The sequence below is a fragment of the Actinoplanes sp. CA-015351 genome, assembly GCF_050955685.1.
Lineage (GTDB): Bacteria > Actinomycetota > Actinomycetes > Mycobacteriales > Micromonosporaceae > Actinoplanes.
In genome coordinates this window covers 4,882,016-4,895,637 of record NZ_CP192102.1, presented here as the reverse complement: position 1 = coordinate 4,895,637, position 13,622 = coordinate 4,882,016, and the positions used below count along the sequence as shown (strand labels likewise).

Sequence of the window (13,622 nt, the reverse complement as noted above, 5' to 3'; positions counted from 1 at the left end):
CGCGGGCGAAACTTCATCCGGTCGACTCGTGATCAGCCGTGCGTGTGGCGAAGATGTCACCCAGGGGGTGGTTGTGATGATGGTTCTGTTCGTGGCTGTGGTCGGCCTGCTCCTGGCCGCGGTTCTCGCCCTCTGGCCGCTCTCCTCGGAGAAGCCGCGGTCCCCGCAGCGCTTCCGCGGTTCGGCGCCGGTGAAGCCACCCGGCAGCCATGCCGAGCCGTCCGCCGGACCGGCCACTCTGGAGGGCATCCTGGCCGGCCAGCTCCTGAGTGGGGAGATCTCCCAGCGGCAGTACCTTCGGGCACTGGAGAACCTGGCGGCCCGTGACGAGCAACGCCACCCGCTCATCCTGCGATGGGACGACCGGCCAGGAGCTTGGTCATAAAGACCGGCAAATGAGGGAATCGGCCAACGTCACCGAGTACAAAGATCATGGGTACAACGATCAGGTGACGACCAAGGAGCGCCGATGGCGGAGATAGTGCTGATCCGGCACGGGCAGACGGAGTGGAGTGCCAACGGGCGCCACACCTCGTACACGGATCTCGAATTGACCGCCGAGGGTGAGCGGCAGGCCCAGGCTGTCGCCCCGCGTTTGGCCGGCCGCACTTTCGCCGCGGTGCTGTCGAGCCCGCGCAAGCGGGCGCTGCGGACCGCCGAGCTGGCCGGTCTCACGGTGACCGAGGTGACCGAGGACCTGGCCGAGTGGAACTACGGCGAGTACGAGGGCATCACCACCAAGCAGATCCACGAGACCCGGCCGGGCTGGTCGCTCTGGACCGACGGCTGCCCGGGCGGTGAGTCCCCGGAGCAGATGAAGACCAGAATCGATCGTGTTCTGGCGAAAGCGAAGGAGTACCAAGGAGATGTCGCCCTGGTCGCGCACGGGCACACCCTGCGGGTGACCGGTGCGCGCTGGGTCGGCCTGCCGCCGAGCGCCGGCGGCGTGCTGAAACTGGACACCGGCACCCTTTCCACCCTGGGATTCGAGCACACGGTGGATCCGGTGATCAGCACCTGGAACGCCTGACATCCAACACACAGGCACGGCACATGGTGACCCACAGGCGCGGGGCCAATCGTGGACTTACACGAGGGACCCAATGAGGGGATGACCACCATGCTCACGCAGCTCAACCCAGAATCCGCGCCGGCCCCGGCGCCGCACCCGGTCGTTGTTGTGCTCGGGCAGCGGAGCCGGGTGGCGAGCCTTCCGGCGCACCTGCCGTCGGGCTGGTCGATGCGGCTGGCGGCCGGCCTCGATGAGGTGCGGCCCGACGAACTGGTGGTGCTCAGCGGCGCCACCGTGCACGACGTGCGGGTGGCCCGCGCGGTGCTGCCGTCCGAGACCCGGATCGTCGCGCTGATCGACGACTGGGCCGCGGTGGAGCTGGTCTCCGGCGTGCTCACCGCCGGGGCTGACGTCTGCGTGCGCGGCGGCCACCCGGCGATCCTGGCCGGCCACCTGGTTGCGGTGCGCCGCCGCCAGCTGGCCGAGCGCTGGGATCACATCGAAGCCATTCTATAAAAGCTTCCGGGCCATCTCGGTGCGCGACCGCACGCCCAGCCGGGCGAAGACGTTGCGCAGGTGATGGTCGACGGTCCGCGGGCTCAGGTGCAGCTCCTGCGCCACCTCCCGGTTGGTGGCGCCGCCCGCGACCAGCGCCGCGATCCGTTCCTGCTGCGCGGTCAGCTCCAGGCCGTCCAGGGACATCTTCCGGGATTCGACGCGTTCACCGGCGGCGCGCAGCTCGCGAACGCTCTGCGCCGCCCACGGTTCCGCGTCGAGCATCCGGAACGTCTCCGCCGCCCGCCGCAGATGGGTACGCGCCTCGACGTGCCGCCGCCGCCGGCGCAGCAGCTTTCCGTACAACAGCTCGGTGTGCGCCCGGGGGAACCCGGCCTCGCCGGTGTGCCGCAACGCTTCCCGGAAATGTGTCTCGGCCGCCTCGGCGTCGTCGGCCCGCAGCGCCCGGCAGCGATCCCGCAGCGCCAGCCAGACGGGCTGCCCGGTGCGCCCGGCCCACCTGTCGAAACCGGCCGCCACCGCATCGAGCCCCAGCGACCCGGCGCCCGCCTGGGCGGCCGAACCGGGAGAACCCGCGCCCGCCTCCAGCAGATGCGGGACGACCGCCACCTGCAGCAACGCCGACCCGTACCCCGGTGAGGCGGTGACCACCCGGCCCAGCCGCTCGGCGGCGGCGGGAGCGCGCCCGCCCACCAGGTCCAGCAGGGCGAGCGCCCAGTCGCAGAGCGCCCGGGACGGTCCGCCACCGGCCGCAGCGATCCGGGTCAGCGCGGTCTCCCGGTCGCCGACGAGCGCGGCCAGCACGGCGAGCACCGCGCTGTGCACGGCGGCCAGGGCCGGCTGCCCGGTGGCGCGGGCCATGGCGGCGCCGTCGAGGGCGGCGGTGTGCGCGGACGCGTACGCGCCCGAGGCCAGCTCGGCGGTGGCGGCCATCTCCAGGGCCTGCGGGACCAGGACGGTCGCGCCCGACTCGCGGGCCAGGACGGCGGCGCGCCCTGCGACGGCGGCGGCCCGGCGGACGTCGCCGACCAGGATGCCGGCCGTGGCGGCCCGGACCAGGGTTCCGGGGTCGGTGACCCGGTCGGCCGCGTCGAGCGCCCGGCGGAACCTGGCGAACGCGGCCGGCTCGTCCCCGTCGGCCATCCGGGCCAGTCCGGCGACGTGATGGAACGACAGGGTGACGGCGGGCGGCTCGTCGCCGCGCTGACGTGCGGTGACGCGGCGGGCGACGCCGGCGTACCGGCCCTGTTCGCCGGGGCGGGCGGCGGCCTCGCCGGCCAGGGCGAGCGCTTCCAGGGCGGTCGGGGTGTCGCTGTCGGCCAGCTCGGTGGCGACGTCGAGCAGTAGGTCACGGGCGCCGGGCCGGCCGTCCGGCAGACCCATCTCGGCGGTCAGGCCGCGGGCGCGTACCCGGGCCGGGCCGGCCGCCCGCGGGATCCTGCGGATCATCAGCCCGGCGTCGTGCGGCCGCCCGGTCAGCCAGGCGAACCGGGCCGCGTCGAGCAGCGCCTCACCACGATCACCCGGGTCCCGGTACAGCTCGGCGGCCCATCGGCGCGCCTCGGCGGCGGCCTCCGGCTCGGCGGTGCGCGCGGCCCAGGTCAGGTCACGCGCCAGCGCGGGGTCCGGCCCGGTCGCGGCCGCGGCCCGGTGCAGCAGCGCCGCCAGCCGGTCCCCGCCCGCCTCCAGAACCCGCGCCAGCGCGAGGTGAGCGGCCCGCCTGCGGCTCACCACATCTCCCGAGTACGCGCAATCGCGCGCCAGTGGTGATCCAAACCGGACAGCCGTGCCGTCGATGACGATCAACCCAGCCCGTTCGGCAGGCGCGAGGTCGTCGAGGGAGGCAGGGGCCGGCGAGAAGGGGGCGGCCAGGAGATCGGGCAGCGGCACGGCCGGCCGGGCCGCCGCGAGCAGCAGCAGATCCCGGGTGACGGCCGGCAACGACTCCAGGATCGCGCGGTGCCGGCGCAGCAGCGGACTGGCCGGCGGCAGCGTCCGCGGCAGCGGCGCGTACCCCCGGCGCTGCTCCGGCGACAGTGCCCCGGCCAGTTCGATCAGCGCGGCCGGGTTGCCGCCGGCCAGGTCGATCACCGCGTCGGCGACCTCCCGGGCCAGGTCCGGCGCGTGCCGGGCCAGCAGGTCCCGGGCGGTGTCCCGGGGGAGCGGGTCGAGCGGGAACACCGGCAGCCCATCGGGATCGGCGCCGGCCGGCATGGTCGCCAGCAGTGCGAACCGAGTGAGCCGCCGCGCCACGAACAGCACCGCGTGCCAGGACGGCTCGTCCATCAGGTGCGCGTCGTCGATCACGACGAGCAGCGGTCGCTGTGCGGTGAGCGTACCCAGGCTGGTTTGCAGGGAAAGGCCGAGCGCAAGGCGCTCCACCTGCGGTGACGCCGCGCTGAGCGCGCGTCCGAGATCGCCGGTCAGGAGGCGTTGCAGGCCGGCGAACGCGATATCGGACTCGTCGCCGTGGCCGGAGGCGGACAGAACGGTCCAGTCGTGGGCCGAGGCCGCCGCCGCGCGGGCGAGCGTGGTGCGGCCCGCGCCGGGGAGGCCCTGGACGACGAGCGCGCCGCGGTGGCCGGCCTCGGCGCCGGCGAGCAGACGCGCGACGGACGGCGGAAGTTTTTGCACTAACGGTGCAGCAAACATGGGGCGAGTTTGGCCTGCCGGACGGCTTCGCGAAAGGGCCATTTCGGTTGATGAAATTTCCGGGACATTGCCGACTGATGACAACACCGGTGATTTCGCCGATGCCTGACCGTCCCGCACCAGCTGAGACTGACGCTCGTCGATCCATTCCCCCGTCAAAGGAGAATCGACGTGAAGTCATCCGTTCCCTCTCGCACCCGACGCTTCCTGCTCACCGTCGCCGCCACCCTCGCCCTGACCGCAGGGGTGGGCGTGACCGCCGCGCAGGCCGCCGACAATCCCTATGAGCGGGGTCCGGCCCCGACGCTCAGCGCGCTGCAGGCCTCCCGTGGCCCGTTCGCCGTCTCGCAGACCTCGGTCTCCCGGCTCGCGGTCAGCGGGTTCGGCGGCGGCGAGATCTACTACCCGACGTCGACCAGCTCCGGCACGTTCGGGGCGATCGCGATCTCGCCGGGCTTCACCGCGTACTGGTCCAGCATCTCCTGGCTCGGCCCGCGCCTGGCCTCGCACGGCTTCGTGGTGATCGGCATCGAGACGAACTCCACTGCTGACCAGCCGGCGTCGCGGGGCACCCAGCTCCTGGCGGCGCTGGATTACCTGACCCGGTCCAGCTCGGTGCGTACCCGCATCGACGCGAGCCGGCTCGCGGTGGCCGGGCACTCGATGGGCGGCGGCGGCAGCCTGGAAGCGGCGAGCGACCGGCCGTCCCTGCAGGCGGCCATCCCGCTCGCGCCGTGGAACACCGACAAGACCTGGTCCGAGCTCCAGGTGCCGACCCTGATCATCGGCGGCGAGTCGGACACGATCGCGCCGGTGTCGTCACACTCGATCCCGTTCTACAACAGCATCCCGGCGTCGGCCGAGAAGTCGTACGTGGAGCTCAACAACGCCAGTCACTTCTTCCCGCAGAGCACCGACACGTGGACAGCGGTGCAGGCGGTGTCCTGGCTGAAGCGCTTCGTCGACAACGACACCCGGTACGACCAGTTCATCTGCCCCGGCCCGAGCAGCGTCTCCATCTCGGACTACCGGAGCAGCTGCCCGCTGATCTGACCCGCGGAAACGGTGTGGGCCGGCGGTCAACCGACCGCCGGCCCGCACTGGCCGTGCCGGGCGTCGCTACAACGGGGGGCAGCGCGACGCCGGCACGGAGCTTTCTGCGCTTACGAGGTTGCGGTTGCGGCCGGCTTCAGCACCGAGCAGGTCGCCACGGCCTTCTTCGTGGTGGCGTCGGACTCGTCGAGGTTGGCGGTGTCGGTGACGCCGTTCTCCTTGAGGCAGTTCGTGTACGCCGCGTCCGCGCCACCGCCGGCGTTGTTGCCGCCGCCGTTGCCGCGGCCCGCGCCCATGCTGGGGCGTACCGAGGCGCACGCGGTCTGTGCCTTTTCCCAGGTCGCGTCGTCGACGCCGTCGGGCTGCTGGAACATGCCGCCGCCACCGGGGAAGCCGCCTCCGCCGCGCTGGCCGGCGCTGCCGGAGGGCCGGGGCTGGCCGGACGGCATCGCGCCGGGCTGGCCACCGCCGCCGGGACCGCCGGACGGCATGACGCCGCCGGGTGCTCCGGACGGCCGGGTGCCGCCGTTGCCCATGCCGGCGCCGCCGGACGGCATCGTGATGGGCACGCCGTTCTCGTTCAGGCAGCTGATGTACGCGGCGAACGCCGAGTTGCCGCCGCCCTGCTCGCTGCTGGTGCCACTCGTGCTGCTGCTGTCGTCCGAGCCGCCACCGCAGGCCGCCGTGAACAGCACGGCCACGGAAGCCACGAGCAGAGCGCCCGCCCGGCGGCGCGTCTTCGAACTGACTACCGGCACGTTGAGTCTCCTGTCGATGCAAGGCGAGAATGTGAGGGGAAGCCCGGATCAGAGGAAAGCGGCCCGAGCTGTGCGCAACGTCGGACGACCCTAGGAATTACCTAAGAGCCGCCGGTCGAGCTCCTAGCGAACTCCGAGGCGGGACCGAGGCCCCGGCGAGTTGGACTCGCCAGACTCCTCGGCCATGGGTGTTGCACTGGCCGGTCGCCGGCGATTGATCTGGCTCCTCGTGGCGGCCGTCGTGCTCGCGTTGATCGCCTTCGGCGTGGTGCGTGCGCTGACGGCGGGCGCCGCGGACGACAAGACGAAGGCGGCCGAGACCGCCACGGTCGACAAGGGCGCGGTGACCACCGAGGTCGCCACGACCGGCACGCTGCAGGCGGCGCAGACGCGCAGCTTGTCATTTTCGGTCAAGGGCACTGTCGAGACCATCAAGGTGCGGTCCGGCTCGACGGTGACCGCGGGACAGGTCCTCGCGACCGTCGACGACACGGACGCGGCCGAGGCGGTCGATGACGCCGCGGACGCCCTCGACGAGGCGCAGGACAACCTCGACGAGGCCGAGGAGAACGCGTCGGCGACCACGTCGACCGAGACCACCGGGTGTGACGTGGCCGCCGCGTACACCACGGCCGCATCGGCGTCGGCGTCGGCGTCGCCCACCGCGTCGGCCACGGCCTCTCCGACGGCCACCGCCTCGGCCACGGCCACGGCTACGGCCACCGCTGCGCCGTCGTCCACGCGTACCTCGAAGGCAGCGACGTCTCCCACCACCAAGGTCCCCGGAGGCAGCGGCGGGACCACCGGAGGCTCGTCCGGAGGCTCGTCCGGAAGCTGCGGCAGCAGCTCCGGGAGCGGAAGTGGCAGCGGGAGCGGCAGCAGCGGCGGCCAGCAGGGCGGCAGCAGCTCCAGCGGGGACGCGATCCTCACCGCTGAGCAGCGGGTGAACCAGGCCGAGGTGAACCTGGAGGAGGCCGAGGAGGCCCTGGAGGGCGCCACCATCACCGCGCCGATCGCCGGCAAGATCCTCTCGGTGAGCGGCAAGGTGGGCAGCCAGGTCAGCTCCGGCTCGGCGTTCATCAGCCTGGCCGACGTGTACGACATGCAGATCAGCGCCGACTTCCCGGAGGCCGACGCGGACCATCTCGACGTCAGCCAGAAGGCCGTGATCACGCTCGCCGACAAGGCCGGGCAGAACTTCGACGCGACAGTGGTGCAGGTCGACCCGGTCGGCACCAGCGACGGCACGCTGACCCGGTTCGGCGTGGTGCTCAGCTTCAACGACGCCCCCGAGGAGTTGCTGGTGGGGCAGAGCGCGAACGTCCGGGTGACGACCGGCAGCAAGGAGGACGTGCTGCGGGTGCCCAGCACCGCGGTGCACGACGTCAGCGGATCCATCGGAACCGTCTCGAAGGACGGCGTCCAGACGCAGGTGAAGCTGGGCCTTCGTGGCGATCAATACACCGAGATCACGTCAGGCCTGGCCGAGGGCGACGTGGTCGCCAAGTCATGGTGAGTTCATAGCTGGCTCAAAGACTCGGTTGCTAATTCTTTCCCGTGCTCTCCGAGACCCGTGTTTCCGCCACTGTCAGTGACCCCGCGGCGCGACCCGCTCGCGTCCTCGTCGTCGACGACGAGCCGAACATCTCCGCGCTGCTCAGCGCGACGCTCCGGCTCGTCGCCTACGACGTCCGGGTCGCCGACTCCGGCCACGGCGCCTTGGTCGCGGTGCAGGAGTTCGAACCGGACCTGATCGTCCTCGACGTGATGCTCCCGGATGTGGACGGCTTCGAGGTGGCCCGGCGGCTGCGTGCCGCCGGGCACCGCGTCCCCGTCCTCTTCCTCACCGCCCGTGACGCGGTCGAGGACCGGATCCTCGGTCTCTCGGCCGGCGCCGACGACTACGTGACAAAGCCGTTCAGTCTCGAGGAGGTCGTGCTACGGATACGCGCGATCCTGCGGCGCAGCCAGCCGGACGAGCCCCAGGAGGAGACCGGGGTCCTGCGGTACGCGGACCTGGAGATGGACGAGCACGCCCACGAGGTGCGGCGGGCCGGCCGGCTGATCGAACTGTCCCCGACCGAGTTCAACCTGCTTCGCTATCTGATGACGAACGCGGGCCGGGTGGTGAGCAAGGCACAGATCCTGGACCGGGTGTGGAAATACGACTTCGGTGGCGACGGCCGCATCGTGGAGTCCTACGTCTACTACCTTCGCCGCAAGATCGACCGAACCGATCCGCCGCTGATCCACACGGTCCGCGGGGTGGGTTACGCGCTCAGGTTGCCGCGCGGCGGGGAGGAGTGAGGCACTGGCGCTGGCGCCATTGGACGCTGCGCTCGCGGCTTGTCCTGGTTGTCGCCGCGCTATCCGGGGTTGCCCTGATCGTGGCTAACGTGGCCGGTCTGTTGCTGATCCGCAGTTATCTGCTGGATCGGATCGACGAACAGCTCAGCGGGATTTCTCGCCCGATGTCGGAAATATCGCCATGGCAGCAAGGCTTCGCGCCGCGGGCCGGCCGCTTCCGGGTGGGTGCTGACCAGGTCACCTACTTCTACCGTACGGACGGAACCCTCGACCCGGCCCGGAGCTCGTCGACGGCGGGTGACCGGCCGGTGGTGGTGCCCCTCAGCCAGATCGTGAAGCTGGCAGGCACAGGCCCCTACACGGTCTCCACCGCTGACGGCGCCGACTGGCGGATGATCGCGGTCGCGGTCGGCGACACCGGTGGGTACGCCGTCATCGGCTCCTCGCTGGTCGAGGTCGAGCAGACCACCGAACGGCTGCTGCTCATCGACGCCGGCGTGATGGTGCTGCTGCTCAGCCTGCTCGGGGCCGGCGCCGCGTTCGTGGTCCGGCTCGGGCTGCGGCCGCTCACCGAGATGGAGTCGGTGGCCGCCGACATCTCGGCCGGCAGCCTCTCCGGCCGGGTGCCGGACCCCGATCCGCACACCGAACCGGGGCGGCTTGGCCTCGCCCTGAACGCGATGCTCACCCGGATCGAGGCGGAGGTCGATGCGCGTACGCAGTCCGAACAGCGGTTGCGGCAGTTCGTCGCGGACGCCTCGCACGAGTTGCGCACGCCGCTCACCTCGATCCGCGGGTTCGCCGAGCTGTACCGGCGGGGCGGGGTGCACAGCTCCGCAGATCTCGACGAGACGATGGCCCGGATCGAGGGCGAGGCCGGCCGGATGGGTGTCCTCGTCGAGGACCTGCTGATGCTGGCCCGCCTCGACCGCCAGCGCACCCTGGAGATCCGCCGCGTCGACCTGCTGGAGATCGCCGCGGACAGCATCCGGGACGGGCACGCCCGGGCGCCCGGGCGGATCATCCGGTTCGCCGACGAGTTCGAGCCGGCCACCGTGCTCGGCGACGACCACGGCCTGCGTCAGGTCGCCGCGAACCTGGTGGCGAACGCGCTGAACCACACCCCGGCAGGCACGACAGTGACCGTACGCGTGGGTTATGGGTTCACGCCGCAGGAGAAAGCCGTGCGTTCCGGCCCGGTCACCATCGGTGACGACGTGCCGGTGGCGTTCCTCGAAGTGAGTGACGACGGGCCCGGTGTGCCGGCCGAGCACTCGCATCGTGTCTTCGAGCGGCTCTACCGGGCCGACTCCAGCCGTTCCCGCACCAAGGGCGGTGGATCCGGACTCGGCCTGGCCATCGTCGCGGCGATCGTGCACAGCCACGGCGGATGGGTGGAACTGGTGGACAGGCCCGGCGGCGGAGCCTGTTTCCGGGTCGTGCTGCCCGCTGTCAGTGACTCCCTGTGAGGTTCCGAGCTATCTCCCAGGTTCCGCCGAAGCTCCTCCTAGCCCAAACCTCGAAAGTGTGCAGCCATGAAGGTACGTCTGAATCTCCCCGCGGCGGGCAACCGATGAAAATTCGTGGATTGAGCCGCCACCCGTCCATGGTGGTCAACGCCGTGATCGGCGTCGCGCTCGTCGCCGGAGCATTCACGGTGTACGAGACATTCTCCGACTCCGACTCCGGGACGGCCGCCGTGGCCTCCGAGCGGACGGTCTCCGTTCAGCAGGGAACGGTCACCAAGACCGCGACGGCGGACGGCACCCTGGAGAGCGCCAGCACCGCCAGCGCCAGCTTCGAGACCAGTGGCACGGTCACCTCGATCAGCGTGAAGGTCGGTGACAAGGTCAAGAAGGGGCAGGTCCTCGCGAAGGTCGACCCGGCCGCCGCGCAGCGCACCCTGGACGCGGCCGAGGCCGACCTGGACGCGGCTCAGGACGCCCTCGCTCGCGCCGAGGACGCCGGGTCGGACACCTCCGACGCGGAGAACCAGGTCGACTCGGCCGAGCTGGCCGTCGACGAGGCCGAGGCCGGCGTCGACGGGACCGTGCTGACGGCGCCGATGGCCGGCACGGTCACCGCGGTGAGCGGGACGCTGGGAAGCTCCTCCGGCGGGTCCTCGTCGTCGTCCTCCGGTGGCTCCGCCAGCGGTGGCGCGTCATCCACCTCCTCGTCGAGCTCCAGCTCCAGCTCCGGGTTCGTCGAGATCGCCGACCTGACCAAGATGCAGGTCTCCGCCGCCTTCGCCGAGGCCGACGCGACGAGCCTCAAGGAGAAGCAGGCCGCCACGGTCACCTGGAACGCGCTCAGCGGCGTCGAGCAGAGCGCCAAGGTCACCGCGATCGACCCCTCCGCGACCACCTCGAACAGCGTCGTCACCTACGGTGTCACGCTGACCCTGGACAAGGTCCCGACCGGCGCGAAGGTCGGACAGACCGTCTCGGTCTCGGTCACCACCGGATCGAAGGAGAACGCGGTCTACGTCAACCCGGCCGCGCTCACCACGGTCGGCAACCGGCACACCGTCACCGTGGTCGCGAACAGCGTCCAGGAGACCCGCTCGGTGGAGATCGGCCTGGAGGGCGACTCGGCCACCGAGATCACCTCCGGCCTGACCGCCGGGGAGCAGGTCGTGGTGAAGACGACGTCGTCCAGCACCACCTCCGGCCAGACCGGCATGATGGGCGGCGCCGGCTTCGGCGGTGGCGGCACCGGCTTCGGTGGCGGCGGCGCTCCGGCCGGCGGCGGCATGCAGGGTGGCGGACGATGACCAAGCCGGTCCTCGAGGTCCGCGACCTCAAGAAGATCTACGGTCAGGGCGAGGCCACCGTGCACGCGCTGCGCGGCGCGTCGATGACCGTCCACCGCGGCGACTACGTGGCGATCATGGGTTCCTCCGGGTCCGGCAAGTCGACCCTGATGAACATCCTCGGCGCGCTGGACATCCCCAGCTCGGGAACGTACAAGCTGGACGGGGTGGACGTCAGCCGGCTCTCCGACGCTCAGCTGGCCCTGGCCCGGAACCGGCTCATCGGATTCATCTTCCAGGCGTTCAACCTGATTCCGCGTACCAGTGCGGTGGCGAACGTCGAGCTGCCTCTCGCGTACGCCGGGGTGAAGCCGAAGGAGCGCCGCAGGCGCGCCATGGCAGCCCTGGACATCGTCGGGCTGGGCGAGCGGGCCGGTCACGAGCCGAACCAGCTCTCCGGCGGTCAGCAGCAGCGTGTGGCGGTGGCCCGCGCCCTGGTGACCGAGCCGGCGCTGCTGCTCGCCGACGAGCCGACCGGAAACCTGGACAGCAAGTCCACCGACGACGTGCTGAAGGTCTTCGACGACCTCAGCGCGGCCGGCCGGACCATCGTGATCATCACGCACGAGGACGAGGTCGGCGCCCGGGCCAAGCGGCTGATCCGCCTGGTCGACGGCTCGATCGTCTCCGACGTGCGGCAGTCGCCGATCCACCTGCCGCCGGTCGGCGCCGCCGCCGCCCACAACGCGGTGCACGGCCGCGCCACCGTTCAATCCGGGCGGCACTACGCATGAGCATCTTCGAAGTCATCCGGTTCTCGCTGCGCGGGCTCTCGGCCAACAAACTGCGATCCGCGCTGACCATGCTCGGCATCCTGATCGGGGTGGCGGCGGTGATCCTGCTGGTCGCGGTCGGCAACGGCTCGGCCAAGGCGATCAGTGACCGGATCGAGGCGCTGGGCACCAACACCATCACGGTGATGAGCACCGGCCGGGGCGGCTCCAGCAGCACCTCACTGACCAAGGACATGTCCGACGCGCTCGTCGACCCGGAGCTGGCGCCGGACGTGAAATCGGTGTCGCCGGTGGTCAGCTCGTCGTCGGCGACCATGACGTACGAGGGAACCGACCACTCGGTGGCGACGTTCGTCGGCACCACACCGAGCTGGTTCGCCGCCTCCAGCACCCCGGTCGGCACCGGCGCCATGTTCACCGAGGACGACGTCGACCAGGGCCGGCGGGTCGTGGTGCTCGGACAGACCGTCGCCGAGGAGCTGTTCCCCGGCGTCGACCCGATCGACAAGCAGGTCACCGTCGGGGGCGCGCTCTTCACCATCGTCGGCGTGCTGGACGAGAAGAGCTCGACCGGCTTCAACGACGCCAACGACACCGCTGTCGCCCCGCTCACCGCGGTGCAGCAGGTGCTCACCGGGTACGGCGCGCTCACCTCGATCATCGTCGAGGCGTCCGACCCGGACAAGGTGGACGCCGCGCAGGACCAGGTGTCCACGATCCTGGACCAGAAGCTGGACGTCTCCGACAGCTCGTCCAGCACTCCGTACCGGATCCAGAACGCCTCGTCGCTGCTGGAGACGCAGACCGAGACCGCCGACACGTTCACCACGCTGCTCGGCGCGGTCGCCGCGATCTCGCTGCTGGTCGGCGGCATCGGCATCACCAACATCATGCTGGTGACGGTCACCGAGCGGACCCGGGAGATCGGCATCCGCAAGGCGCTCGGCGCACCCCGCCGGGTGATCCTCAACCAGTTCCTCATCGAGGCGATGTTGTTGAGTGTGCTCGGCGGTGGCCTCGGGGTGGTCACCGCGCTGATCGGCAGCCATTTCGAGATCGTCGGCGTCAAGCCGGTGATCGTGCCCAGCTCCATCGCGCTCGCCTTCGGCGTCTCGGTCGCGATCGGACTGTTCTTCGGCGGCCTGCCCGCCGCCCGCGCCGCCCGGCTGCGTCCCATCGACGCGCTGCGCTACGAGTGAGGATCGAAGCTGTGAACCGGATGAACGACGAGACCGCCGTTATCCCGGCGCTGCCCTCCCTGGAGGAGCCGGACGATCACGACGATCTCTCCAAGGAGCTGGCCGCCGTCGCGCCGAAGCGGTGGTGGAACAAGGGCACGATCGGGCTGGGCGTCGCGGCGCTGCTGATGGGCGGTTTCCTCGGCGGCGTGCAGGCGCAGCAGCAGTGGGGCACCACGTCGGCGGCCGCGAGCGGATTCCCCGGCGGCGGGACGGGCGGCCGCACCGGTGGCTTCCCGGGTGGATTGTCGGCAAGCGGCGCTCCCGGCGGAGGTTTTGGTCAAGCAGGACAAGCGGGACAAACTGCCACGGCTGCAGCGGCCGGCACCACCGGCAAGGTCAAGCTCGTCAACGGCTCGACGATCTACATCGAGACCGAGGACGGCAGCACCGTCACGGTCAAGACCGGCGACGACACCACCGTCGCAACCGCCAAGAAGGGCAAGCTCAGCGACGTGAAGGCCGGCGACTCGGTCACCGTCGAGGGCGCGACCGCCGAGGACGGATCGGTAACTGCGACAAGTGTCACCAAGAAGTAGC

The 13,622-nt window shown here is 71.1% G+C and carries 13 protein-coding genes; 11 read left to right on the top strand and 2 right to left on the bottom strand.

The genetic code is table 11. The features are described from left to right. Positions 1 to 76 precede the first annotated feature (76 nt). The 3 genes from ACQP2E_RS22635 to ACQP2E_RS22625 all read left to right on the top strand — a co-directional run bounded on the left by ACQP2E_RS22635 (position 77) and on the right by ACQP2E_RS22625 (position 1,528). Positions 77 to 385 (top strand): hypothetical protein, encoded by a 309-nt coding sequence (locus ACQP2E_RS22635; RefSeq protein WP_433824933.1) that lies wholly within the window; start codon positions 77 to 79, stop codon positions 383 to 385. A gap of 84 nt (positions 386 to 469) precedes the next feature. Continuing rightward, positions 470 to 1,030 carry a histidine phosphatase family protein gene (locus ACQP2E_RS22630; protein ID WP_433824932.1) on the top strand — a complete coding sequence of 187 codons (561 nt, stop codon included), beginning with the start codon at positions 470 to 472 and terminating at the stop codon, positions 1,028 to 1,030. 81 nt (positions 1,031 to 1,111) lie between these two features. After that, positions 1,112 to 1,528 carry a hypothetical protein gene (locus ACQP2E_RS22625; protein WP_433824931.1) on the top strand — a complete coding sequence of 139 codons (417 nt, stop codon included), beginning with the start codon at positions 1,112 to 1,114 and terminating at the stop codon, positions 1,526 to 1,528. On the opposite strand, the gene ACQP2E_RS22620 is transcribed toward ACQP2E_RS22625, so the two are convergent. Beyond that, positions 1,523 to 4,162: a LuxR C-terminal-related transcriptional regulator gene (locus tag ACQP2E_RS22620; protein WP_433824930.1), complete on the bottom strand. Its 2,640-nt coding sequence runs from the start codon at positions 4,160 to 4,162 to the stop codon at positions 1,523 to 1,525. The genes ACQP2E_RS22625 and ACQP2E_RS22620 overlap by 6 nt on opposite strands. A gap of 189 nt (positions 4,163 to 4,351) precedes the next feature. Between ACQP2E_RS22620 and ACQP2E_RS22615 the strand changes: the two genes are divergently transcribed. Next, positions 4,352 to 5,233, top strand: a complete 882-nt coding sequence (locus tag ACQP2E_RS22615) for an alpha/beta hydrolase family protein (RefSeq protein WP_433824929.1) — start codon at positions 4,352 to 4,354, stop codon at positions 5,231 to 5,233. 110 nt (positions 5,234 to 5,343) lie between these two features. Here the strand turns inward: ACQP2E_RS22615 and ACQP2E_RS22610 are convergent, their stop codons facing one another. Next, positions 5,344 to 5,991 carry a hypothetical protein gene (locus ACQP2E_RS22610; protein WP_433824928.1) on the bottom strand — a complete coding sequence of 216 codons (648 nt, stop codon included), beginning with the start codon at positions 5,989 to 5,991 and terminating at the stop codon, positions 5,344 to 5,346. Between the two features lie 184 nt (positions 5,992 to 6,175). Here ACQP2E_RS22610 and ACQP2E_RS22605 point away from each other — a divergent pair, with 184 nt between their 5' ends. From ACQP2E_RS22605 to ACQP2E_RS22575, 7 genes are all read left to right on the top strand, one after another. After that, the gene (locus tag ACQP2E_RS22605; RefSeq protein ID WP_433824927.1) at positions 6,176 to 7,507 is read left to right on the top strand and encodes an efflux RND transporter periplasmic adaptor subunit; all 1,332 of its coding nucleotides are present in this window, start codon (positions 6,176 to 6,178) and stop codon (positions 7,505 to 7,507) included. Positions 7,508 to 7,548: 41 nt separating this feature from the next. Beyond that, positions 7,549 to 8,298 (top strand): response regulator transcription factor, encoded by a 750-nt coding sequence (locus ACQP2E_RS22600; RefSeq protein ID WP_433824926.1) that lies wholly within the window; start codon positions 7,549 to 7,551, stop codon positions 8,296 to 8,298. 89 nt (positions 8,299 to 8,387) lie between these two features. Continuing rightward, entirely contained in the window at positions 8,388 to 9,767 is a 1,380-nt protein-coding gene (locus ACQP2E_RS22595; protein ID WP_433824925.1) for a sensor histidine kinase, read from the top strand. A gap of 104 nt (positions 9,768 to 9,871) precedes the next feature. Next, positions 9,872 to 11,071 carry an efflux RND transporter periplasmic adaptor subunit gene (locus ACQP2E_RS22590; protein ID WP_433824924.1) on the top strand — a complete coding sequence of 400 codons (1,200 nt, stop codon included), beginning with the start codon at positions 9,872 to 9,874 and terminating at the stop codon, positions 11,069 to 11,071. Next, on the top strand, positions 11,068 to 11,844 hold the full coding sequence (locus ACQP2E_RS22585) for an ABC transporter ATP-binding protein (RefSeq protein WP_433824923.1): 777 nt from the start codon (positions 11,068 to 11,070) through the stop codon (positions 11,842 to 11,844). The genes ACQP2E_RS22590 and ACQP2E_RS22585 overlap by 4 nt, the downstream gene beginning before the upstream one ends. Next, the gene (locus ACQP2E_RS22580) at positions 11,841 to 13,043 is read left to right on the top strand and encodes an ABC transporter permease (protein ID WP_433824922.1); all 1,203 of its coding nucleotides are present in this window, start codon (positions 11,841 to 11,843) and stop codon (positions 13,041 to 13,043) included. The genes ACQP2E_RS22585 and ACQP2E_RS22580 overlap by 4 nt, the downstream gene beginning before the upstream one ends. A gap of 20 nt (positions 13,044 to 13,063) precedes the next feature. Then, positions 13,064 to 13,621, top strand: a complete 558-nt coding sequence (locus ACQP2E_RS22575; RefSeq protein ID WP_433834012.1) for a hypothetical protein — start codon at positions 13,064 to 13,066, stop codon at positions 13,619 to 13,621. The last annotated feature ends 1 nt before the right edge of the window (position 13,622 follow it).

Bases quoted from the DNA above. Each gene is read 5' to 3' on its own strand.
- ACQP2E_RS22635 (WP_433824933.1), top strand. From the start codon at position 77: ATGATGGTTCTGTTCGTGGCTGTGGTCGGCCTGCTCCTGGCCGCGGTT.
- ACQP2E_RS22630 (WP_433824932.1), top strand. From the start codon at position 470: ATGGCGGAGATAGTGCTGATCCGGCACGGGCAGACGGAGTGGAGTGCC.
- ACQP2E_RS22625 (WP_433824931.1), top strand. From the start codon at position 1,112: ATGACCACCATGCTCACGCAGCTCAACCCAGAATCCGCGCCGGCCCCG.
- ACQP2E_RS22605 (WP_433824927.1), top strand. From the start codon at position 6,176: ATGGGTGTTGCACTGGCCGGTCGCCGGCGATTGATCTGGCTCCTCGTG.
- ACQP2E_RS22590 (WP_433824924.1), top strand. From the start codon at position 9,872: ATGAAAATTCGTGGATTGAGCCGCCACCCGTCCATGGTGGTCAACGCC.
- ACQP2E_RS22585 (WP_433824923.1), top strand. From the start codon at position 11,068: ATGACCAAGCCGGTCCTCGAGGTCCGCGACCTCAAGAAGATCTACGGT.
- ACQP2E_RS22580 (WP_433824922.1), top strand. From the start codon at position 11,841: ATGAGCATCTTCGAAGTCATCCGGTTCTCGCTGCGCGGGCTCTCGGCC.
- ACQP2E_RS22575 (WP_433834012.1), top strand. From the start codon at position 13,064: ATGAACGACGAGACCGCCGTTATCCCGGCGCTGCCCTCCCTGGAGGAG.